Origin of the sequence: Kitasatospora sp. NPDC058170, from assembly GCF_042883905.1 — a bacterium.
In the GTDB taxonomy this organism is placed as follows: Bacteria; Actinomycetota; Actinomycetes; order Streptomycetales; family Streptomycetaceae; genus Kitasatospora.
This window is the reverse complement of the sequence record NZ_JBHVUV010000004.1, coordinates 1-18,702: the sequence shown is the minus strand read 5'-3', so window position 1 is coordinate 18,702 and position 18,702 is coordinate 1. Positions and strand designations below refer to the sequence as shown.

17 protein-coding genes and 2 tRNA genes are annotated in these 18,702 nt (G+C 73.3%); 14 read left to right on the top strand and 5 right to left on the bottom strand.

The genetic code is table 11. The features are described 5' to 3' along the window. Positions 1 to 29 precede the first annotated feature (29 nt). The 3 genes from ACFVVX_RS06210 (at position 30) to ACFVVX_RS06200 (ending at position 4,702) form a co-directional block, all read left to right on the top strand. Positions 30 to 1,670, top strand: coding sequence for a WXG100 family type VII secretion target (locus ACFVVX_RS06210; RefSeq protein WP_387941970.1), 1,641 nt, complete (start codon positions 30 to 32; stop codon positions 1,668 to 1,670). Between the two features lie 101 nt (positions 1,671 to 1,771). Continuing rightward, positions 1,772 to 3,220 (top strand): S8 family serine peptidase, encoded by a 1,449-nt coding sequence (locus ACFVVX_RS06205; protein ID WP_387941968.1) that lies wholly within the window; start codon positions 1,772 to 1,774, stop codon positions 3,218 to 3,220. A gap of 141 nt (positions 3,221 to 3,361) precedes the next feature. Further along, a complete protein-coding gene (locus ACFVVX_RS06200) occupies positions 3,362 to 4,702 on the top strand; it encodes an MFS transporter (protein ID WP_387941966.1) in 1,341 nt (446 codons plus the stop codon). Positions 4,703 to 4,720: 18 nt separating this feature from the next. Here ACFVVX_RS06200 and ACFVVX_RS06195 read toward each other — a convergent pair whose 3' ends face one another. Then, positions 4,721 to 5,326: a flavodoxin family protein gene (locus ACFVVX_RS06195; RefSeq protein ID WP_387941964.1), complete on the bottom strand. Its 606-nt coding sequence runs from the start codon at positions 5,324 to 5,326 to the stop codon at positions 4,721 to 4,723. Between the two features lie 152 nt (positions 5,327 to 5,478). Between ACFVVX_RS06195 and ACFVVX_RS06190 the strand changes: the two genes are divergently transcribed. From ACFVVX_RS06190 to galE, 4 genes are all read left to right on the top strand, one after another. Next, the gene (locus ACFVVX_RS06190; RefSeq protein ID WP_387941962.1) at positions 5,479 to 5,889 is read left to right on the top strand and encodes a winged helix-turn-helix transcriptional regulator; all 411 of its coding nucleotides are present in this window, start codon (positions 5,479 to 5,481) and stop codon (positions 5,887 to 5,889) included. Between the two features lie 78 nt (positions 5,890 to 5,967). After that, positions 5,968 to 6,040: transfer RNA gene (locus tag ACFVVX_RS06185), tRNA-Thr, on the top strand. Positions 6,041 to 6,209: 169 nt separating this feature from the next. Next, positions 6,210 to 6,878 carry a LuxR C-terminal-related transcriptional regulator gene (locus ACFVVX_RS06180; protein WP_387941960.1) on the top strand — a complete coding sequence of 223 codons (669 nt, stop codon included), beginning with the start codon at positions 6,210 to 6,212 and terminating at the stop codon, positions 6,876 to 6,878. 229 nt (positions 6,879 to 7,107) lie between these two features. Further along, a complete protein-coding gene (galE, locus tag ACFVVX_RS06175; RefSeq protein ID WP_387941958.1) occupies positions 7,108 to 8,073 on the top strand; it encodes a UDP-glucose 4-epimerase GalE in 966 nt (321 codons plus the stop codon). Positions 8,074 to 8,136: 63 nt separating this feature from the next. On the opposite strand, the gene ACFVVX_RS06170 is transcribed toward galE, so the two are convergent. Further along, a complete protein-coding gene (locus tag ACFVVX_RS06170) occupies positions 8,137 to 8,802 on the bottom strand; it encodes a TetR/AcrR family transcriptional regulator (protein ID WP_387941956.1) in 666 nt (221 codons plus the stop codon). A gap of 119 nt (positions 8,803 to 8,921) precedes the next feature. On the opposite strand from ACFVVX_RS06170, the gene ACFVVX_RS06165 reads away from it, so the two are divergent. The 3 genes from ACFVVX_RS06165 (at position 8,922) to ACFVVX_RS06155 (ending at position 12,154) form a co-directional block, all read left to right on the top strand. Continuing rightward, complete coding sequence (locus tag ACFVVX_RS06165; RefSeq protein ID WP_387941954.1) at positions 8,922 to 9,503, top strand: NADPH-dependent FMN reductase; 582 nt, start codon at positions 8,922 to 8,924, stop codon at positions 9,501 to 9,503. 29 nt (positions 9,504 to 9,532) lie between these two features. Then, positions 9,533 to 11,056, top strand: a complete 1,524-nt coding sequence (locus ACFVVX_RS06160; RefSeq protein WP_387941952.1) for a DHA2 family efflux MFS transporter permease subunit — start codon at positions 9,533 to 9,535, stop codon at positions 11,054 to 11,056. Between the two features lie 186 nt (positions 11,057 to 11,242). Continuing rightward, on the top strand, positions 11,243 to 12,154 hold the full coding sequence (locus ACFVVX_RS06155) for a LuxR C-terminal-related transcriptional regulator (protein WP_387941950.1): 912 nt from the start codon (positions 11,243 to 11,245) through the stop codon (positions 12,152 to 12,154). Between the two features lie 49 nt (positions 12,155 to 12,203). Here ACFVVX_RS06155 and ACFVVX_RS06150 read toward each other — a convergent pair whose 3' ends face one another. After that, positions 12,204 to 12,701 (bottom strand): MarR family winged helix-turn-helix transcriptional regulator, encoded by a 498-nt coding sequence (locus tag ACFVVX_RS06150; RefSeq protein WP_387941948.1) that lies wholly within the window; start codon positions 12,699 to 12,701, stop codon positions 12,204 to 12,206. A gap of 111 nt (positions 12,702 to 12,812) precedes the next feature. Here ACFVVX_RS06150 and ACFVVX_RS06145 point away from each other — a divergent pair, with 111 nt between their 5' ends. Then, complete coding sequence (locus tag ACFVVX_RS06145) at positions 12,813 to 13,631, top strand: methyltransferase domain-containing protein (protein ID WP_387941946.1); 819 nt, start codon at positions 12,813 to 12,815, stop codon at positions 13,629 to 13,631. On the opposite strand, the gene ACFVVX_RS06140 is transcribed toward ACFVVX_RS06145, so the two are convergent. Together ACFVVX_RS06140 and ACFVVX_RS06135 are read right to left on the bottom strand one after the other, a co-directional pair. Further along, on the bottom strand, positions 13,628 to 14,230 hold the full coding sequence (locus ACFVVX_RS06140; protein WP_387942509.1) for a TetR family transcriptional regulator: 603 nt from the start codon (positions 14,228 to 14,230) through the stop codon (positions 13,628 to 13,630). The two genes, ACFVVX_RS06145 and ACFVVX_RS06140, sit on opposite strands and share 4 nt — an antisense overlap. A gap of 173 nt (positions 14,231 to 14,403) precedes the next feature. After that, entirely contained in the window at positions 14,404 to 15,375 is a 972-nt protein-coding gene (locus ACFVVX_RS06135; protein ID WP_387941944.1) for an acyl-CoA desaturase, read from the bottom strand. Positions 15,376 to 15,614: 239 nt separating this feature from the next. Between ACFVVX_RS06135 and ACFVVX_RS06130 the strand changes: the two genes are divergently transcribed. The 3 genes from ACFVVX_RS06130 (at position 15,615) to ACFVVX_RS06120 (ending at position 18,526) form a co-directional block, all read left to right on the top strand. Continuing rightward, positions 15,615 to 15,688 (top strand) — tRNA-Gln (locus ACFVVX_RS06130). Positions 15,689 to 15,828: 140 nt separating this feature from the next. Next, complete coding sequence (glmU, locus tag ACFVVX_RS06125) at positions 15,829 to 17,304, top strand: bifunctional UDP-N-acetylglucosamine diphosphorylase/glucosamine-1-phosphate N-acetyltransferase GlmU (RefSeq protein WP_387941942.1); 1,476 nt, start codon at positions 15,829 to 15,831, stop codon at positions 17,302 to 17,304. A 244-nt stretch (positions 17,305 to 17,548) separates the two neighbouring features. Beyond that, on the top strand, positions 17,549 to 18,526 hold the full coding sequence (locus ACFVVX_RS06120) for a ribose-phosphate diphosphokinase (RefSeq protein WP_387941940.1): 978 nt from the start codon (positions 17,549 to 17,551) through the stop codon (positions 18,524 to 18,526). The last annotated feature ends 176 nt before the right edge of the window (positions 18,527 to 18,702 follow it).

The window sequence follows — 18,702 nt, the reverse complement described above, 5'->3', positions numbered from 1 at the left end:
GCGAGTCTCAGCGACACGGGGAGTAAGTGATGGCAGGCGGAACGAACTTCGAGGGGATTGAGCACGGAAAGCTCAAGTCCATGGTCGCCACCACGGATCCGGGGAAGGTCACCGGCCGGGGCACTCAGCTCAAGGCGGCCGGCCGGGTCCTGGACGACCTGAGCCGCGCGTTGGCCGCGCACCTGGGCCAGATTCAGTGGGAGGGGCCGGCCGCCGAGAACTTCAAGACCTGGGCGACCAACCTGAACAAGTCGGCCGCGATGATCAGCGAGTACTCCAAGGGCGCCGGCGAGGCGATGGTCGAGGCGGGCGAGGCGCTCAGCAGTGCCAAGACCGGCGTGCCCGAGGTCCCGAAGACCGACATCGCGACGGTCGACCGGCACGGCAAGCAGCCGTCCCTGAAGCCGTCGACGATGAGCCTGCTCGGCATCGGGAACCCGACCGCGATGACTGACGCGATCATGAAGAAGGAGGACCCCACCTGGGTGTCCTCCGCCGAGGCCCAGGCGGCGCAGAAGCGGGTCGTGGTCGCGCACCAGGAAGCCATCCACCAGATGGAGAAGCTGGGGCAGGCGTACGAGGCCGCGACGACCAAGCTGAACGGGCTGAAGCTGCCTGAGCTGCCGGGTTCGCCGGGGGACGGCGGAGGCGTCGGCGGCAGCGAGGAGATCACAGGCGGAGGGTCCGGAGGCCGTGGCTCGGGTGGCGGGAGCGTCCGCAGCCCGAAGGTGGACGGAGGTAGCGGAAGCTACGGCCCGCCCAGCGGCGGCGACCGCAACCGGGGCCCGGCTCTGCCCCCTCCGAGCGTGCCGACCCCGCCCGGCCCGCAGTACCCGGGTCGTCCGGAACCGACTCCGGTTCCGGTGCCTCCGCGCACCCTGCCGCCGCTGCCGACCGACCCCGGGGGCGTCGTGCCCGGGCCGGTGCCGACGCACCCGACCCTGCCGCCGCTGCCCGGCACCGACATCAACAGCGTGCCGACGCTGCCGACCGTGCCGGGGCCGACCACCCCCGGCGTTCCTGGCGTCGTGCCGCCCGGCGGTCCCGGTGTTCCGGGTACTCCGGGTGGCCCCGGCGGCGGCCCCGGCTTCCCCGGTACCGGTCCGACGGTCTTCCCGGGCTTCCCCGGCGGGGGCGGCGGTTCGCTCCAGAGCAAGAGCGGTGGTGCGACCCCGAGTCGTCCGAGCACCTTCGGCGGCGGCCCGGCCGCGTCGAAGAACGGTGCGCCGGTGACGGGCGGCGGGTCGGTCTTCGGCGGGCGCGAGGCCCAGGCCGGTCGGAGCGGTGCGCCCGGTGGCCCGGGCGGCATGGGTGCCGGCGGTATGCACGGCGGTGCGGGCGGCGGCGGTGCCGCCGGCGGCTCGCGTGGTCGGGGCCTCACGTCCACCGGCGGCGGTACGGTCGGTGGACGCAAGGGACCGACCGTCGGCGGTGAGTTCACTCCGGGCGGCAGCGGTCTGCGCAACCGCGCGGGTGGTCCCGGCGGAGCCGGCGGTGGCGGTCCCGAGGGCGGGTCTCGTTCCGGCCAGAACGGCATGATGGGTGGCGGTGCGGCAGGCGGCGCGGGCAGGAGCGAGCGCGACCGCCGCAAGCGGGCCGACTACCTGCACGAGGACGAGGAGACCTGGACCAACGGCACGCCGCAGAGCAACCCCGGCGTGATTGAGTAGGACTGGAACAACTGCCCGGCCACTGGGTGCACCCCGGTGGCCGGGCAGACCTGTCCGGGGCACGCTCCTCGGCTGACGGGGAAACTGACGAGGGAGCTGGGATGCGGCGGACGGACGTACTGGCGCGCGGGCGGGGGTTGGCTGCGGTACTGCTGGCGGCTGGTGTCGTTGTGGGGCCGGCGGTTGTGCCGGCGGTGGCCGATTCCATCCGCGATCAGCAGTGGCATCTCGATGTCATGAAGGCGTCCGAGATCTGGCAGAAGACCAAGGGCCAGGGCGTCACGGTCGCGGTGATCGACAGCGGGTTCAAGCTGGACCATCCGGATCTGGTCGGGCAGCTGCTGCCGGGCAAGGACTTCAGCGGCCTCCCCGGTGGTGTCGGGACGTTCACGGAGAGCCATGGCACGGAGATGGCGGCGCTCGTCGTGGGTTCCGGGAAGGGCATGAACGGCAGCGGCGCGTACGGTCTGGCCCCGGGGGCGAAGGTCCTGCCGATCAAGATCAAGAACAATGACAACGCGTCGGGCGTGAGTTCGTCGGAGTTCCTCGCCCAGATCGACCAGGGCATCGTCTACGCGGCCGACCAGGGCGCGAAGGTGATCAGCATCTCGCAGGCGACGTCGGCGGCCCGGGCATCGGCCGAGGATGTCAACGCCCTCAAGGCTGCGGTGGCGCACGCGAGCGCCAAGGGCGCTCTGGTCGTGGCAGGTGTCGGGAACTCGGCGCAGTCGGGCAATCCGCTGCAGTACCCGGCGGCGCTCCCCGGTGTCGTCGGTGTCGGCGCGGTGGGTCGGGACGGAACGGTGACCGCCGAGTCGGAGCAGGGGCCGCAGGTCGACCTGGCTGCGCCCGGTATCGAGATCTACAACGCCTGCACTGCGGCGTCGGGTTACTGCAAGGGGCACGGGACGTCCGATGCCACCGCGCTTGTCTCTGCCTCGGCGGCGCTGGTTTGGGCGGTGCACCCCGACTGGACGGCGAACCAGATCACGCGTGTCCTCATCAACACGGCCGGCAAGCCGACGGACGGCTCCAACCGCAATGACATCGTCGGCTACGGCATCGTCCGTCCCCGAGTGGCGGTGACGGAGCCCGGTGACCCGGGGCCTGCGGATGTGAGCCCGATTGTGGAGCCGGTCGTGGCGACGCCGACCCCGTCGGGTCCGGCGGCGTCGGCGGGTCCGTCGAGTGCGGCGCCTTCTTCGGTTCCGTCCGCTTCCGCGGCGGTGCCGTCGGTGGGTGGCGGGCCGGTCGGGTCGCCCGCTGCTCAGCCGAAGGCCGATGAGGGGTCGGATTCGGGGAGTCTGGTGCCGGTTGTGGTGGCCGTGGTGGTCGGGCTGGCGCTGGTGGTGGGTGTGGTGGTCTTCGTGCTGCGGCGGCGGGCTGCTGGGCGTGCGGTGCCGGTCGGGGTGCCGCCGGTGGGGTATCCGAATGTGCCCGGGCAGGCGCCGCAGCAGTCCGGGCCGGGGGTTGCGCCGGGGCCTTCGGCGTATGGTCCGCCGTCGTACGAGCCGCCGGCTCCGCCGAGCGACAATCCGTACGCGCGGTAGCAGCAGGGATCGTGACCGCCCGGCCGCACGGCAACTGCCGCGCGGCCGGGCGCGTTCGTGGGGCGCACACGCCCCGGGGGTGCGACCGTGTCACTCGGGTGGGCGCTGTGCGGCGGGTGGCCGGGTCGGCACTGTGGCGGTATGGATACGCAGGAAGCCCGGCAGGCACCCCAGTTGCACCGAGCGGCGGCGGCCGCGCTGATCGGTACGGCGATCGAGTTCTACGACTTCTTCATCTACGGGACGGCGGCCGCGCTGGTCTTCGGCAAGGTGTTCTTTCCCGAACTGGGCACGGTGGGAGCGCTGTTGGCGGCGTTCTCGGTGTACGCGGTGGCGTTTCTGGCGCGGCCGCTGGGGGCGGTGGTGTTCGGTCACTTCGGGGACCGGCTGGGACGCAAGGTCACGCTGGTGGTGTCGCTGCTGCTGATGGGGCTGTCGACGGCGGCGGTGGGGGTGCTGCCGGGGTACGAGGCCTGGGGGTGGTGGTCGCCGGCGGCGCTGGTGGTGCTGCGGGTGTGCCAGGGCGTCGGGCTGGGCGGGGAGTGGGGCGGGGCGGCGCTGCTCATCGCGGAGAACGCGCCGGCCGGGCGGCGCGGGCGGTACGGGGCGTTCCTGCAGCTCGGGCCGACCAGTGGGTTCGTGCTCGCCAACGGGGTGTTCCTGGTCCTGCAACTGGTGCTGGACCGGCGGGCGTTCGAGACCTGGGGCTGGCGGGTGCCCTTCGTCGCCTCGCTGGCGCTGGTGGCGGTGGGCCTGTTCGTCCGGCTGCGGATCACCGAGACGCCGCTGTTCCGGGCGGGGGAGCGGCGGGAGCGGCCGCCCGTGGCGGAGGTGCTGCGCGGGCACTGGCGGACGGTGCTGCTCGGGTGCGGCGCGATCACCGTCGGGTACGCGCTGTTCTACCTGACCACCACGTACGCGCTGGCGTACGCGACGACCGGGCTGGGGGTGCCGAGCACGCTGGTGCTGTCGATGCTGCTGGTGGGCGCGGCAGGGAAGGGCGTGACGGTCTGGGTGAGCGCCCGGCGCAGTGACCGGTGGGGGCGCCGGCGGACGCTGCAGCTGGCGACCGGACTCGCGGTGCTCTGGTCCCTGGTGCTGTTCCCGCTGCTGGAGACGGTGCGCCGACCGCTGATGTTCGTGGCGCTGGCGGGGGCGATGGTGGTGCTGGGCTGCCTGCTGGGGCCGCTGGCGGCGTACCTGCCGGAGCTGTTCCCGACCCGGGTGCGGTACACGGGGGCCGCGCTGACGTACAACCTCGGCGGGGTGGTGGGCGGTGCGACCACGCCGCTGATCGCGACCAGGCTGACCGAGGCGTTCGGGACGGCGGAACCGGTGGGCTGGTACCTGGCGGTGCTGGGGGCGGTCGCGCTGCTCTGCCTGCGGCTGCTGCCGGAGACCCGCGGCGCGGACCTCACGGTGCCGCTGCCGGACGGCCGACGCCGCCGGGCGCCCGTACTGGAGGCGGACCCGGCGGCGTAGCGCGTGGTGGTGCCGGGGTCAGACCGCGACGGAGGTCAGGGCGGCGCGGCCCGCCAGCAGGGTGGCGGTGTGCCGGGTGACCCGGCCGCCGAGGTGCTCGGCGGTCGCGATGTCGGCCTTGTGGACGGTCTCGGCGCCGCCGTCGGACGGGGTGGAGGCGGCGGCGCCGGCGAAGAAGCCGAGGCGGTTGAGGTCGTCCTCGGAGCCGGCCGAGGAGTTCCAGCCCGGCTTGAGGCCCAGGTTGACCCAGTTCATGCCGTGCTGGGCGGCCAGGGTCTGGAAGAAGCCCAGGGTGCCGGACTTGTCGCCGCTCTTGGAGGCGGAGTTGGTGAAGCCGGCGGCGACCTTGTCCAGCCAGGCGTCGCCGAACCAGCGCTTGCTGCTGGCCTCGGCGAAGGTGTGGAAGGCGCCGGAGGCGGTGCCCATGTAGGTGGGGGAGCCGAAGACGATCGCGTCGGCGGCGTCCAGCTGCGCCCACTGCTCGTCGGTGATGGCGTCGACGGCGACCGTCACGACCTCGGCTCCGGCCTCGACGGCGCCGCGGGCGACGGCCTCGGCGATCACGGCGGTGTGGCCGTAGCCGGAGTGGTAGGCGATGGCGACGGTCGGGCGGGTGGCGGTCATCTCTGGGGCACTCCTGAACGGTGGCATGGGGACGGAAGGACGGAGGGCTGGAGGGGCACCGGCTACTGCCCCTCACCTCGGTCTCTAATATAGACCAGGTCTCTAATAGTTACCAAGGGTGGATTGGAGACTCCCCAGCTACCCTGGAGTACATGACGACGCACGAGCGGTGCCCGGCCGACACCGGGCAGGACCAGGCACTCGATGTCTTCGCCCAGCTCTGTCCGAGCCGGGCGGTGTTCGCGGAGCTGGCGGACAAGTGGTCGCTGCTGATCCTGATGAGCCTCGGCGAGTTCGGGCAGCAGCGCTTCTCCGAGCTGCAGCGCGCGGTCGACGGGGTCAGTCGCAAGATGCTCACCCAGTCGCTGCGCACGCTGGAGCGCAACGGCCTGGTGCGGCGCACCGTGTACCCCGAGACGCCGCCGCGCGTGGTCTACGACCTGCTGCCGCTCGGTCGCGAGCTGGCCGCGCTGGTGTCGCCGATGGGGCACTGGACCGAGCTCCACACCGACCGGATGCTGGCCGCGCGCGAGGAGTTCGACCGTGCCCACACGGGGGGCTGACCCGGCGGCGGGGGCGGTGGGGGCCGATTTCCCTTTCGGGCCGCGAGCCGTGTAATGTCTTCCTTGTTCGACCGGTTCGCCCCTATAGCTCAGTCGGTAGAGCGTCTCCATGGTAAGGAGAAGGTCTGCGGTTCGATTCCGCATGGGGGCTCAAAGTGAAGGACCCTCGCCCAACGGCGAGGGTCCTTTTCGTTTCCCCGCGCACCCGCCGGGTGTGAGGCGGCCTAGCGGGTCGGGTACGGAATGCGCTGTGATGGTGCGTCATCGGCCGCCCGCCCCACCGGGGACGGGCGCGGGCCGGACCCCGACCTGGAGGCGTCATGGGTGTTCGACTCGTGGTGGTCGACGACCACCGGTTGCTGGCCGAGGCGCTGGCCACCGCGCTCCAGCTGCGCGGCCACCGGGTGCTCGCGGTGGGGTCGCCGGGTGCGGCGGCCGCCGACCTGGTGGTCGGGCGGCGGCCCGAGGTGTGCCTGCTCGGGGTGGCCGCTCCGGCCGAGCCGGCGGCCTTCGACGGGCTGCGGCGGATCCGCCGGGAGCGGCCCGAGGTGGCCGTCATCGTGCTCGGACCGGTCGGCGAACTGCGGGGCGTGGCGGCGGCGTTCGCGGCGGGGGCGGCGGGGTACGTGCCCAGCGACGAGCGGATCGAGGTGGTCGAACGGGCCATCACGCGGGCTCGGGCGGGTGAGGCGGCGGTCGCGGTGGACGTCCTGCGGGGGGCCTTCGACCAGCTGCTGAGACCGGCGGCCGAGTCGGACGACGAAGCCGTGCGGCTGCTGCGGCTGCTGACCCGCCGTGAGGTCCAGGTGCTGGCGCGGATCACGGACGGCGAGGACACCGCGGCGATCGCGGCCGGGATGCGGATCGCCGCGAGCACGGCCCGGACCCACGTCCAGCGGGTGCTGATGAAGCTCGGCGCGCGCACCCGGCTGGAGGCGGCCGCCGTGGCGGCCCGGACCGGCCTGCTGGAGCGGATGGCGCGCGACTGACGGCGGCCGCGGCCCGGGCCGTGGGGGAGGGCGGCGCGGGGTCGCCTGCGCCGGTGGGCCGACCGGGTGGGCCGGGCCGGCGAACCGGGCGGACGGTCCGGGCGCCGCCGGTCGGCGGGTCGTTCCGATGGTCCGGAGCACCCCCGCGGCCAGGGAGAATGGGCCCGTCGTACGTACGTCACCGATGGCCCGCCGACGCCGCGGACCATCGCCCGCTGGAGGTCTCATCATGAGTAAGTACCTGGTCACGGGTGGCGCCGGCTATGTCGGCAGTGTCGTCGCCGCGCACCTGTTGGAGGCGGGCCACCAGGTGACCGTCCTGGACGACCTCTCCACCGGGTTCCGGGAGGGCGTGCCGGCCGGCGCCGAGTTCGTGCGCGGGCGGATCCAGGACGCCGCCGACGTGCTGGACGGCTCCTTCGACGGCGTGCTGCACTTCGCGGCCTCCTCCCAGGTCGGCGAGTCGGTCGCGGACCCGGAGAAGTACTGGCGCAACAACGTGGCCGGCTCGCTGGAGCTGGTCGCCGCGATGCGCAAGGCCGGCGTGCGCAAGCTGGTGTTCTCCTCCACCGCCGCCGTCTACGGCGAGCCCGAGGAGGTCCCGATCGCCGAGACCGCCCGCACCTCCCCGACCAACACCTACGGCGCCACCAAGCTGGCCGTCGACCACCTGATCACCAGCGAGGCCGTCGCCCACGGCCTGGCCGCCGTCTCGCTGCGCTACTTCAACGTGGCCGGCGCCTACGGTGCGTACGGCGAGCGGCACGACCCCGAGTCGCACCTGATCCCGCTGGTCTTCCAGGCCGCGCTCGGGCAGCGCGAGCACATCGCGGTGTACGGCGACGACTACCCGACCGAGGACGGCACCTGCATCCGCGACTACATCCACGTCGCGGACCTCGCCGAGGCGCACCTGCTGGCGCTGGACGCGGCCGAGCCGGGCGAGCACCTGATCTGCAACCTGGGCAACGGCAGCGGCTTCTCGGTCCGCGAGGTGATCGAGTCGGTCAAGCGGGTCACCGGCCGCGAGATCCCGGTGGTGACCTCCGGCCGCCGGGCCGGCGACCCGGCCGTGCTGGTCGCCTCCGCCGCCCGCGCCCACCAGGCCCTCGGCTGGACCCCGCGCCGCCCGAACCTGGACGACATCGTCGCCGACGCCTGGAACTTCACCCTGGAGAAGAACGGCGGGAAGTAGCCGCCGCCCGCCGAGGCGCCGCCCCCACCTGCCCGGGGGCGGCGCCTCGGCGTCTGCGGGTGCCTACTCGGCCCGCGCCGGGCGTGCGGCGTAGGCGCGCAGGAACACCCGCACGCCGCTGCTGACGATCTCCTCCGTCTGCTCGGCCGTGAGCGGGTGCACGCCCCAGTACGAGCGCTGGGTGACCTCGGTGCCGGTGAGCAGGACGAAGTGCTGGGCCGCGAGCGCCGGATCGGCCGCCTCCAGCAGCCCCTGGTCGGCCAACTCGCCGAACCGGCGCGAGAGTTCGGCCATGGCTCGGCGGGGTCCGGTCTCCTGCCAGGCGTCCAGCAGCGGCTTCGGCAGGTGGCCGGCCTCGGCGTTGATCTGGCGGACCAGGGCGAAGTGGTCGCCGAACTCCCACAGTGTGGCCACCCAGGCCAGGCCGAACGCGACGAAGTCCGCCTCCAGGTCGGTGACCTTGGCCAACCGGCGCTCGATGACGTCCAGTTGGGCGTCCCTGACCTGCCCGGCGCTGTCCTGGACGACGGTCTGGAAGAGCAGCTCCTTGCCGGCGAAGTGGTTGTAGATGGTGCGGGTGGACACCCCGGCCTCCGCCGCGATGGCGTCGATGCTGGCGCGGGTGTAGCCGTCCCGCCCGAAGACGGTGAGGGCGGCCCGGGTGATGGCCTGGCGCTTCTCGGCCAGCCCCCGGCGGGGCGGGGCGGGCGTCTCGTTCTGGCTGCTCATCGAAGCTCCTCCGAAAACTTGCAGTCACCGTTGTACTAATTGCCATACACGTTGTACTTTACCTGATGTGCCGTCCGATCGGGCGGTGCCCTCCGTACCGCCCGACCAGGGAGACCGCCATGTCCGAGACCCAGTACCGCGTCGCCGTCATCGTCGGCAGCAACCGCCAGGGCCGGTTCGCGCCCACCATCTCCGACTGGTTCCTGCGCACCGCCCGCGGGCGGGACGACCTCGACCTGGACGTCGTCGACCTCGCCGACCACCCGCTGCCGCACCTGGGCGACACGCCCACCCCCGAGCAGGCCGAGCTGCTCGCCGCGCTCTCCCTCCGGCTGGCCGCCGCCGACGCCTTCGTGGTGATCACGCCCGAGTACAACCACAGCTTCCCCGCCGTCCTGAAGAACGCCATCGACTGGCACCGCGCCGAGTGGCAGGCCAAGCCGGTCGGCTTCGTCTCCTACGGCGGCCTCGGCGGCGGGCTGCGCGCGGTCGAGCAGCTGCGGCTGGTCTTCGCCGAGCTGCACGCCGTCACCGTCCGGGACACCGTCAGCTTCCACGGCGCCTGGGCGGTCTTCGGCGACGACGGCGAGCCGGTCGACCCGGCCGTCCCGAACGGCGCCGCCAAGGGCATGCTCGACCAGCTCACCTGGTGGGCGCGGGCGCTGCGCGACGCCCGCACCGCCCGCCCGTACGGCGTCTGAGCCCGCGCGCCGAGAAGGGGGGAACGGACATGAGCACCATCACAGGCCCGGACACCGCCGCCGCACCCGTGCGGTCCGCCGCCGCGGCCGGCCCGCGGACCGCGGCGATCGCCGCGGTGGTGGTCCTCGGCTCGCTGCTGACGGTCCTCGACACGACCATCGTCAACGTCGCCCTCAACCACCTCGCCGAGAGCTTCGACGCCCCGCTCGCCACCATCCAGTGGATCACCACCGGCTACACCCTGGCGCTCGCCACCGTCACGCCGGTCACCGCCTGGGCGATCGGACGCTTCGGCACCCGGCGCCTCTACCTGACCGCCCTCGTGCTGTTCGTGCTCGGCTCGACGCTCGCCGGACTCGCCTGGGACGCCCCTTCCCTGATCGCCTTCCGGGTGCTGCAGGGCCTCGGCGGCGGCATGGTGATGCCGGTCGGGATGACCGTCCTGGTCCGGGCCTCCGACCCGGCCCGCACCGGGCGCACGATGAGCGTGCTCGGCATCCCCGTCCTGATCGGCCCGCTCGCCGGGCCGGTGCTCGGCGGCTGGCTGGTCGACCACGCCTCCTGGCGCTGGGTCTTCCTGGTCAACCTGCCGCTCGGCGCGCTGGCGCTGCTCCTGGCCGCCCGGCTGCTGCCCCGCGGCGGCGGGCAGGGCGGGCGCCGACTGGACCTGCCCGGACTGCTGATGCTCTCGCCCGGCCTGGCCGCGCTGGTCTACGGCCTGGGCGCCGAACGCGGGAACCCGGGCGGCCTGGGCACCCTGCTGCCCGCCCTGGCCGGCGCGGCCCTGGTCGCCGGGTTCGTCGTCCGGTCGCTGACCGCCCGCGAGCCGCTGCTCGACCTGCGGCTGCTGCGCCGCCGCTCCTTCGCCGCCCCCGCCGCCACCATCGCCCTGGTCGGCTGCGGCTACTTCGGCTCGATGCTGCTGCTCCCGCTCTACTACCAGCTGGTGCGCGGCGAGAGCGCCACCGCGGCCGGCCTGCTCGGCATCCCGCAGGCCCTGGCCACCGGCCTCACCATGCAGGTCGCCGGCCGGCTGACCGACCGCTTCGCCCCCGGCCGGATCGTGCTCACCGGCGTCGCCACGGCCGCCACCGGCTTCGCCGCCTTCACCGTCCAGGTCGCCGCCGACACCCCGTTCCGGCACCTGATCGCGGCGCTGGTGGTGATGGGTGCCGGCATCGGCATGACGCTGATGCCCGCGATGGCGGCCGTCACCCGCAGCGTCGCACCCGCCGACGTCCCGGCCGCCACCACCCTGCTCACCATCGTCCAGCAGGTCAGCGGCTCGGTCGGCACCGCGCTGATGTCCGTCGTGCTCACCGGGGCGATGGCCGACCGGCTGCCGGAGATCGGCGACGGAGGCCTCGGCGCCCTGCGGACCCTGACCGGACCGGCCCGGGCCGCACTCGCCCCCGGCCTCGCGGACGCCTTCCGGGACACCTACGGATGGGCCGTGGCCCTGCTCGCCCTCGCGCTGCTGCCCGCCCTGCTGATGTCCCGCCGCAAGCCGGTCCAGGACGGCCCCAAGTCACGCCAAGTGCGCACCTCCTGACGAAACTTCACCAAACCCCCACCCGGTCGCCCCCCACCCCGTACGCTGAATCCGGTACCGGTGGGGGTCGGCGCCTCGGCCTCACCGGCAACCGGTGGGCGGGCGGAGTGGAAGTGCCCAGGTCGCGGCACTGGGCCCGGGCCGTAGCCCCGTGCGCAGGCCGGTCCGAGCAGGGGGGAACTGACGATGGGGCGGATCCGCGTCCTGGTGGTCGACGACCACCGGATCTTCGCCGAGGCCCTGGCCGCGGCGCTCGCCGCCGAGCCCGATGTGGAGGTCGGCGCAGCCGGCAGCGCGGCCGCCGCCGAACGCGCCCTGGAGCGGGCCGCGGTCGAGGGCCGCGCCTTCGACGTGGTGCTGATCGACGCGGACCTCGGCGCCGGGGCCGAGGCCGTCCCCACCGTCCCGCGCCGACCCGTCCGCCCCGGCGAGGGCCTGTCCGACGCGGCCCGGCGGCGCCTGCCGTCCCCGGTGCCCGCACCCCGGCGCCCTCCCGGCATCCCGGTGCCGCCCGTCGGCCACCCCGCCGGGCCGTCCGCGGACGCGTACCGCACCGCACCGGCACCCGACGGCATCACCCTGCTCGCCCGGGCCCGCCGCAACCACCCGGCGGTGCGCGCGATCGTCCTGGCCGCCGCCGACGACCCGCACCGCGCCGCCCGCGCCCTGCACGCCGGCGCCACCGGCTGGGTCGCCAAGGAGAGTTCGCTCGCCCGCCTGCTGGCCGTGGTCCGCGGGGTGCTGCGCGACGAGACGCACCTGCCGCCGGCGCTGCTCACCGGCGTCATCCGGGAGCTGACCACCGCCCGGCGGGACCGCACCGAGAGCGAACGCCTCGTCGACACCCTCACCCCGCGCGAGAAGCAGATCCTGCGCTGCATGGTCGCCGGCCTCGGCCGCCAGGCCGTCGCCGAACGGCTCTACCTCTCCCCGCACACCGTGCGCACCCACATGCAGAACGTCCTCGGAAAGCTCGGGGTGCACTCCACCCTGGCCGCCGTCGCGGTGGCGCGCCGGGCCGGCGTCAGCCCGTCCGAGCCGGCCGTGCCCGCAGTCCCGCCGTCCGTCGCCACCACCACGGCCCCCGGCGCCGGCTGACCCGCGTCCCGTCGCACCGACCCCGTCGGGTCCGTCAGGTCCGCCAGTCCTAGCCGGGGATGTTGTCGAAGGGGGCGACGAGCCGGCGCAGCAGCCCGGCGAGTTCGCCCTGCTGGCCGGCGGTGAGCTGGGCGAGCAGCTCCCGCTCGTGCGCGAGCAGCCCGGCGAGCGCCTGGTCGGCGCGGTCGCGTCCGTCGTCGGTGAGCCGGACCAGTACGCCGCGCCGGTCGTCCGGGTCGGGCAGGCGCTTGACCAGGCCCTTGCCGGTGAGCCGGTCGATCCGGTTGGTCATCGTGCCGGAGGTCACCAGGGTCTGGGTGAGCAGCTGTCCGGGGGAGAGCTGGTAGGGGGAGCCGGCCCGCCGCAGTGCGGTCAGGACGTCGAACTCCCAGGGCTCCAGGCCGTGCTCGGCGAAGGCCGTCCGACGGGCGCGGTCCAGGTGCCGGGCGAGCCGGCTGACCCGGCTGAGCACCTCAAGTGGTTCCACGTCGAGGTCGGGGCGCTCTCGGCGCCATGCTGCGACCAGGCGGTCGACCTCGTCCTCCATGACGATCAGTGTATCGGGGGATGTGTCGATGTGAAGTCTCTTGACGTCGAGAAATGTAACGTGGAAGCTACGCCTGGATATCTTGATGTCGAGATACTTGCGAGGTCGACCATGAGCACCCCCACCTGGGACCCGGCCCAGTACCTGCGCTTCGCCGACGAACGGACCCGCCCGCTGCGGGACCTGCTCGCTCGCGTCCCCGCCGTCCCGCACGAGCCGGCCGCCACGATCCTGGACATCGGCTGCGGCCCCGGCAACTCCACCGCCGTCCTGCGCGAGCGCTGGCCCACGGCCCGGATCACCGGCATCGACAACTCCGCCGAGATGCTCGCCACCGCCCGCACCGAGGGCGAGCCCTCCGCCGACTACCTGCTCGCCGACGCGGGCGGCTACGACCCGGCCTGCGCCGGGCCCGACCTGATCGCCTCCAACGCCACCCTGCAGTGGATCGACGGGCACCTCGCCCTGCTGCCCCGCTGGGCGGGGGCGCTCAAGCCCGGCGGCGTGATCGCCTTCCAGGTGCCGGGGAACTTCGGCTCGCCCAGCCACACGCTGCTCGCCGAGCTGCGCCGGACCCCCCGCTGGCGCGCCCTGCTCGGGGCGGACTCCACCCGGGCCGGCGCCCACGAACCCGGCGAGTACCTGGAGGTGCTCGCCGGCGCCGGGTGCGCCGTCGACGTCTGGGAGACCACCTACAGCACCCTGCTTCCCGGGCCGGACCCGGTGCTGGAGTGGGTCAAGGGCACCGCGCTGCGGCCCGTCCTCACCCGGCTCACCGACCCCGCCGAGCGGGCCGCCTTCCTCGCCGAGTACGGCGCCCTGCTGCGCGGGGCCTACCCGGCCGGGCCGCACGGCACCGTCTTCCCGTTCCGGCGGATCTTCGCCGTCGCGGTCCGGCAGGGGCGGCCCGCGCGCTCGGGCCGGGACTAGCCCTTCCGCTCGCCCACCAGCTTGGGGTGCCGCTCCATGCCCTCCAGGCCGTGCCAGGCCAGGTTGACCAGGTGGGCGGCCACCTCGGCCTTCTGCGGCTTGCGCACCTCCAGCCACCACTGGCCGGTCAGCGCGACCATCCCCACCAGCATCTGCGAGTACATCGGGGCCAGCCGCGGGTCGAAGCCCCGCGCCTTGAACTCCAGGCCGAGGATGTCCTCCACCTGGGTCGCGATGTCGCTGATCAGCGAGGCGAAGGTGCCGGTCGACTGGGCCACCGGCGAATCCCGGACGAGGATCTTGAAGCCGTCCGTGGAGGTGTCGATGTAGTCCATCAGCGCGAACGCCGCCTGCTCCAGCAGCTCGCGCGAGTGCCCGCCGGTCAGCGCCCCCGTGACCATGTCGAGCAGCAGCTGCATCTCGCGGTCGACCACCACCGCGTACAGCCCCTCCTTGCCCCCGAAGTGCTCGTACACCACCGGCTTGGACACCCCGGCGCGCTCGGCGATCTCCTCCACCGAGGTGCCGTCGTAGCCGCGTTCCGCGAACACCGACCGGCCGATCTCCAGCAGCTGCTCCCGTCGCTGCTTCCCGGTCATCCGGACCCGGCCGCCGCGGCGGCGGGCCGCCGGGGTGCCGGAACCCGTCGGGGCAGCGGCACGCGGACGGGCCGGCGCCGCACCGGGCGCGGCGTCCGTCCGCGTGCTCTCGTGGCCGCCTGTGCTGTCTGCGCTGCTCCCGTTCACCCCTACATCATGCTGCAGGCGCGGCCTCATGCGGCGCGGCGGGCGGCGATCCGCTCCGCGTCCGGCCAGCGGACGTCCCGGACCCAGCCGGCCAGCTCGAACCAGCGGATCAGCCGGGCCGAGGAGTCGATCTGCCCGCGCAGCACGCCGTGCCGGGCCGAGGTCGGGTCCGCGTGGTGGAGGTTGTGCCAGGACTCGCCGCAGGAGAGGACCGCCAGCCACCAGACGTTGCCGGACCGGTCGCGCGAGCGGAACGGGCGCGCGCCGAGCGCGTGGCAGATCGAGTTGATCGACCAGGTGACGTGGTGCAGCAGCGCCACCCGGACCAGCGAGCCCCAGAAGAAGGCGGACAGCGCCCCCTGCCAGGACAGCGTGACCAGCCCGCCGACCAGCGGCGGCAGCAGCATCGAGATCGTGGTCCAGAGCCAGAACAGCCGGGAGATCCGCCTTATGGCCGGGTCGCCGACCAGATCGGGCGCGTACTTCAGCTGCGGGGTCTGCTCCTCGTCGAAGAGCCAGCCCATGTGCGCCCACCAGAGGCCCTTGAGCAGGGCCGGGATGGTCTCCCCGTACCGCCACGGCGAGTGCGGGTCGCCCTCCTTGTCGCTGAACCGGTGGTGCCGGCGGTGGTCCGCCACCCAGCGCACCAGCGGGCCCTCGATCGCGAGCGACCCGGCCACCGCCAGGCTCAGCCGGATCGCCCGGTTCGCCTTGAAGGCGCCGTGGGTGAAGTAGCGGTGGTAGCCGACCGTGATGCCGTGGCAGGTGAGGAAGTACATGACGGTGGCGATCGCCAGGTCCGTCCACCCCAGTCCCCAGCCCCAGGCCACCGGCACGGCGGCCAGCAGGGCGACGAACGGTACGGCGATGAAGGACCCGAGCGCGATCCGCTCGGCGAGCCCCTGGCTCTCTCCGCCACGGGTGGCGGAGAGCAGTGTCGGGGCGGGGTCGATGGAGAGCGCGGTATCGGAGCGCGCCTCGCCGGCCTGAATGGTCATGGGCGTCCCTTGGGGGGAGGGGGGCGAAGGCTACGTTGGCGTAACCTACGGCATCGTAGGTTGTGGTTCGTCACCAAGGGAATACGCGGCCGGGGGCAGGTGGGCGTATTTCACCCGACTGGATGGACAACGAGCGGAATCCACGCGGGCGCGACCGGTCGCGCAATGGTGGTGGAGCTATGCGGTCACAACCCTTAGGCTGTGTCGGAGCGCCTCGGGCGCTGCGAGTTGATGATCGATCCGCCGTGGTGTAATGGCAGCACAGGGCCCTTTGGAGGCCTTTGTCTGGGTTCGAATCCTAGCGGCGGAGCCAGTGGATGCCCGTGTTTCGGGCTCGTCACCACACCGCCGGTATTGTCTGTGGCGCTCGGCGGACTGTGCGAAGGGCGACCGGCCTGGGTCGCGGCCGGGCTGCTCTGCCCTCTCTGTGAACCGACTGAGGAGCCTCCCCCCGTGAGTGCCAATTCGCCTGCCGCCGTTGTCGTGCTCGCCGCCGGTGGCGGGACCCGGATGAAGTCGAACAGCCTGCCCAAGGTGTTGCACGAGGTGTGCGGGCGTTCGCTGGTCGGGCACGCGGTGGCGGCGGCGGAGGAACTGACCCCGCGGCAGCTGGTCGTGGTGGTCGGCCACATGCGGGAGAAGGTGCAGGAGCACCTGGCGGCGCACTACCCGGCGGCGCGCGCCGTGGTGCAGACGGAGCAGAAGGGCACCGGGCACGCGGTGCGGACCGCCCTGGAGTCGCTGGCGGCCGACGGGGTGGAGCTGGACGGCACGGTGATCGTCACCACCGGGGACGCGCCGCTGCTGACCGGCGCGACGCTGAGCGCGCTCGCGCAGGCGCACACCGAGCAGGGCAACGGCGTGACCGTGCTGACCGCCGTGGTGCCGGACCCGTTCGGCTACGGGCGGATCCTGCGCGACCGGGCCGACGGCGCGGTCGCCGCGATCGTCGAGGAGAAGGACGCCTCGGACGAGCAGCGGACGATCGACGAGATCAACTCCGGCGTCTTCGCCTACGACGCCAAGCTGCTGGCCGAGGCGCTGTCCCGGGTGACCACGGACAACGTGCAGGGCGAGGAGTACCTCACCGACACCCTGGAGATCCTGCGCACGGCCGGCCACCGGGTGGGCGCCGTGGTGGCGACCGACTACCGGGACATCCTGGGGATCAACGACCGGGTGCAGCTGGCGCAGGCCCGCCGCCTGCTGAACGACCGCCTGCTGGACCAGGCGATGCGCGCGGGCGTCACCGTGGTGGACCCGGCGACGACCTGGTTCGACGTGCAGGTCTCGTACGAGCCGGACGCGGTGGTGCTGCCGGGCACCCAGCTGAAGGGCACCACCCACCTGGGCGAGGGCTGCGAGGTGGGCCCGAACTCCACGATCAAGGACACCGCGATCGGCGCCGGCGCACATGTGAGCAACACCACGGCGGACCGCGCCGAGATCGGCGAGCTGGCCTCCGTCGGCCCGTACGCCTACCTGCGGCCGGGGGCGCGGCTGGCCCGCAGGGCGAAGGTCGGCACCTACGTCGAGGTGAAGAACTCGGAGCTGGGCGAGGGCGCCAAGGTGCCGCACCTCTCCTACATCGGGGACGCCACGATCGGCGAGGGCACCAACATCGGCGCGGCCTCGGTGACGGTGAACTACGACGGGGTGAACAAGCACCGCACGGTGGTGGGGGCCCACTGCCGCACGGGTTCGGACAACATGTTCATCGCCCCGGTGACCATCGGCGACGGTGCCTACACCGCGGCCGGCTCGGTGATCACCGGCGACGTCCCGGCCGGTGCGCTGGGCGTGAGCCGGGCGCAGCAGCGCAACATCGACGGCTGGGTGCTCCGCAAGCGCTCCGGTACGGACTCCGCGCGCGCGGCGTACGTCGCGCAGGCGCGGGAGGTCGCGCCCGCCGAGGGCGACAAGGGCTGAGCGGGCCGTTCGCCGGCTCCGGGGCCGGTCCGGGAGGGCCGGTCCGGGCCTGCGGGCCGTCCGAGGGGCGGTCCCGAGGCGGACGGTTTCTGCGCGGGCGCGTAACCTGGGGGACATACGTGCGCCATTGGGCTTACCGCCCGCGTCCAGGCGTACCGACAAGCCCCGACCTCCATCGCCAGCAGGCCTCTGCCTGCCCGCGGTGCGGACGGGTTCAGCGTCAGCAACGCGAGGAGACGGTGCAGTGAGCGGGATCACGACGTCGGGTGAGAAGAAGCTGAAGCTCTTCTCCGGCCGTGCCCACCCGGAGCTGGCAAGGGAGGTCGCCGAGTCGCTGGGGACCGAGCTGGTCCCGACCAAGGCCCTGGACTTCGCCAACGGCGAGATCTACGTGCGCTTCCTGGATTCGGCGCGCGGCGCCGACTGCTTCGTGATGCAGAGCCACACGGCTCCCATCAACCAGTGGATCATGGAGCAGTTGATCATGATCGATGCTCTGAAGCGGGCCTCCGCCCGGAGCATCACCGCGATCCTGCCGTTCTACGGCTACGCCCGCCAGGACAAGAAGCACCTGGGCCGCGAGCCCATCTCGGCCCGCCTGGTGGCGGACCTGCTGGCCACCGCCGGCGCCGACCGGATCATGGCGGTGGACCTGCACACCGCGCAGATCCAGGGCTTCTTCTCCGGCCCGGTGGACCACCTGTTCGCGCTGCCGCTGCTGGCCGACTACGTGGGCGACAAGGTCGACCGCTCGCGGCTGACCGTCGTCTCGCCGGACGCCGGCCGGGTCAAGGTCGCCGACCAGTGGTCGGACCGCCTGGGTGCGCCGCTGGCGATCATCCACAAGCGCCGCGACATGACGCAGGCCAACACCATCCTCTCCGCCGAGGTGGTCGGTGACGTCAAGGGCCGCGTCTGCGTCCTGGTCGACGACATGATCGACACCGCCGGCACCATCTGCGCCGCGGCCGACGCCCTGTTCGAGAACGGCGCGGCGGACGTCATCGTGGCGGCCACCCACGGTGTGCTCTCCGGCCCGGCCGCGGACCGCCTGAAGAACTCCCGGGTGAGCGAGTTCGTGTTCACCAACACCCTGCCCACCCCGGCCGAGCTCCAGCTCGACAAGATCACCACGCTGTCGATCGCCCCGTCGATCGCCGCCGCGATCCGCGAGGTGTTCGAGGACGGCTCGGTGACCAGCCTCTTCGAGGGTGTGCACTGACCTTCGCACCACCCGTGCGCGGACCTTCGGGGGCGTGCACTGACGAAGCCTCGGGCGGGGGGGCCCCGCGCCCCCCCGCCCGGGCGCCCCCCCCGATTAAGGCGGGGCCCCCCGGGGGGGAGGCTCGAGGAAAATATCGCGGGGGGGGGGCGGGGGGGCGGGTGGGGGGGGGGGGG

What these genes read in the sequence shown, in the direction of transcription:
- ACFVVX_RS06210 (WP_387941970.1), top strand. Translation starts at nt 30, where the DNA reads ATGGCAGGCGGAACGAACTTCGAGGGGATTGAGCACGGAAAGCTCAAG.
- ACFVVX_RS06205 (WP_387941968.1), top strand. Translation starts at nt 1,772, where the DNA reads ATGCGGCGGACGGACGTACTGGCGCGCGGGCGGGGGTTGGCTGCGGTA.
- ACFVVX_RS06200 (WP_387941966.1), top strand. Translation starts at nt 3,362, where the DNA reads ATGGATACGCAGGAAGCCCGGCAGGCACCCCAGTTGCACCGAGCGGCG.
- ACFVVX_RS06195 (WP_387941964.1), bottom strand. Translation starts at nt 5,326, where the DNA reads ATGACCGCCACCCGCCCGACCGTCGCCATCGCCTACCACTCCGGCTAC.
- ACFVVX_RS06190 (WP_387941962.1), top strand. Translation starts at nt 5,479, where the DNA reads ATGACGACGCACGAGCGGTGCCCGGCCGACACCGGGCAGGACCAGGCA.
- ACFVVX_RS06180 (WP_387941960.1), top strand. Translation starts at nt 6,210, where the DNA reads ATGGGTGTTCGACTCGTGGTGGTCGACGACCACCGGTTGCTGGCCGAG.
- galE (WP_387941958.1), top strand. Translation starts at nt 7,108, where the DNA reads ATGAGTAAGTACCTGGTCACGGGTGGCGCCGGCTATGTCGGCAGTGTC.
- ACFVVX_RS06170 (WP_387941956.1), bottom strand. Translation starts at nt 8,802, where the DNA reads ATGAGCAGCCAGAACGAGACGCCCGCCCCGCCCCGCCGGGGGCTGGCC.
- ACFVVX_RS06165 (WP_387941954.1), top strand. Translation starts at nt 8,922, where the DNA reads ATGTCCGAGACCCAGTACCGCGTCGCCGTCATCGTCGGCAGCAACCGC.
- ACFVVX_RS06160 (WP_387941952.1), top strand. Translation starts at nt 9,533, where the DNA reads ATGAGCACCATCACAGGCCCGGACACCGCCGCCGCACCCGTGCGGTCC.
- ACFVVX_RS06155 (WP_387941950.1), top strand. Translation starts at nt 11,243, where the DNA reads ATGGGGCGGATCCGCGTCCTGGTGGTCGACGACCACCGGATCTTCGCC.
- ACFVVX_RS06150 (WP_387941948.1), bottom strand. Translation starts at nt 12,701, where the DNA reads ATGGAGGACGAGGTCGACCGCCTGGTCGCAGCATGGCGCCGAGAGCGC.
- ACFVVX_RS06145 (WP_387941946.1), top strand. Translation starts at nt 12,813, where the DNA reads ATGAGCACCCCCACCTGGGACCCGGCCCAGTACCTGCGCTTCGCCGAC.
- ACFVVX_RS06140 (WP_387942509.1), bottom strand. Translation starts at nt 14,230, where the DNA reads ATGACCGGGAAGCAGCGACGGGAGCAGCTGCTGGAGATCGGCCGGTCG.
- ACFVVX_RS06135 (WP_387941944.1), bottom strand. Translation starts at nt 15,375, where the DNA reads ATGACCATTCAGGCCGGCGAGGCGCGCTCCGATACCGCGCTCTCCATC.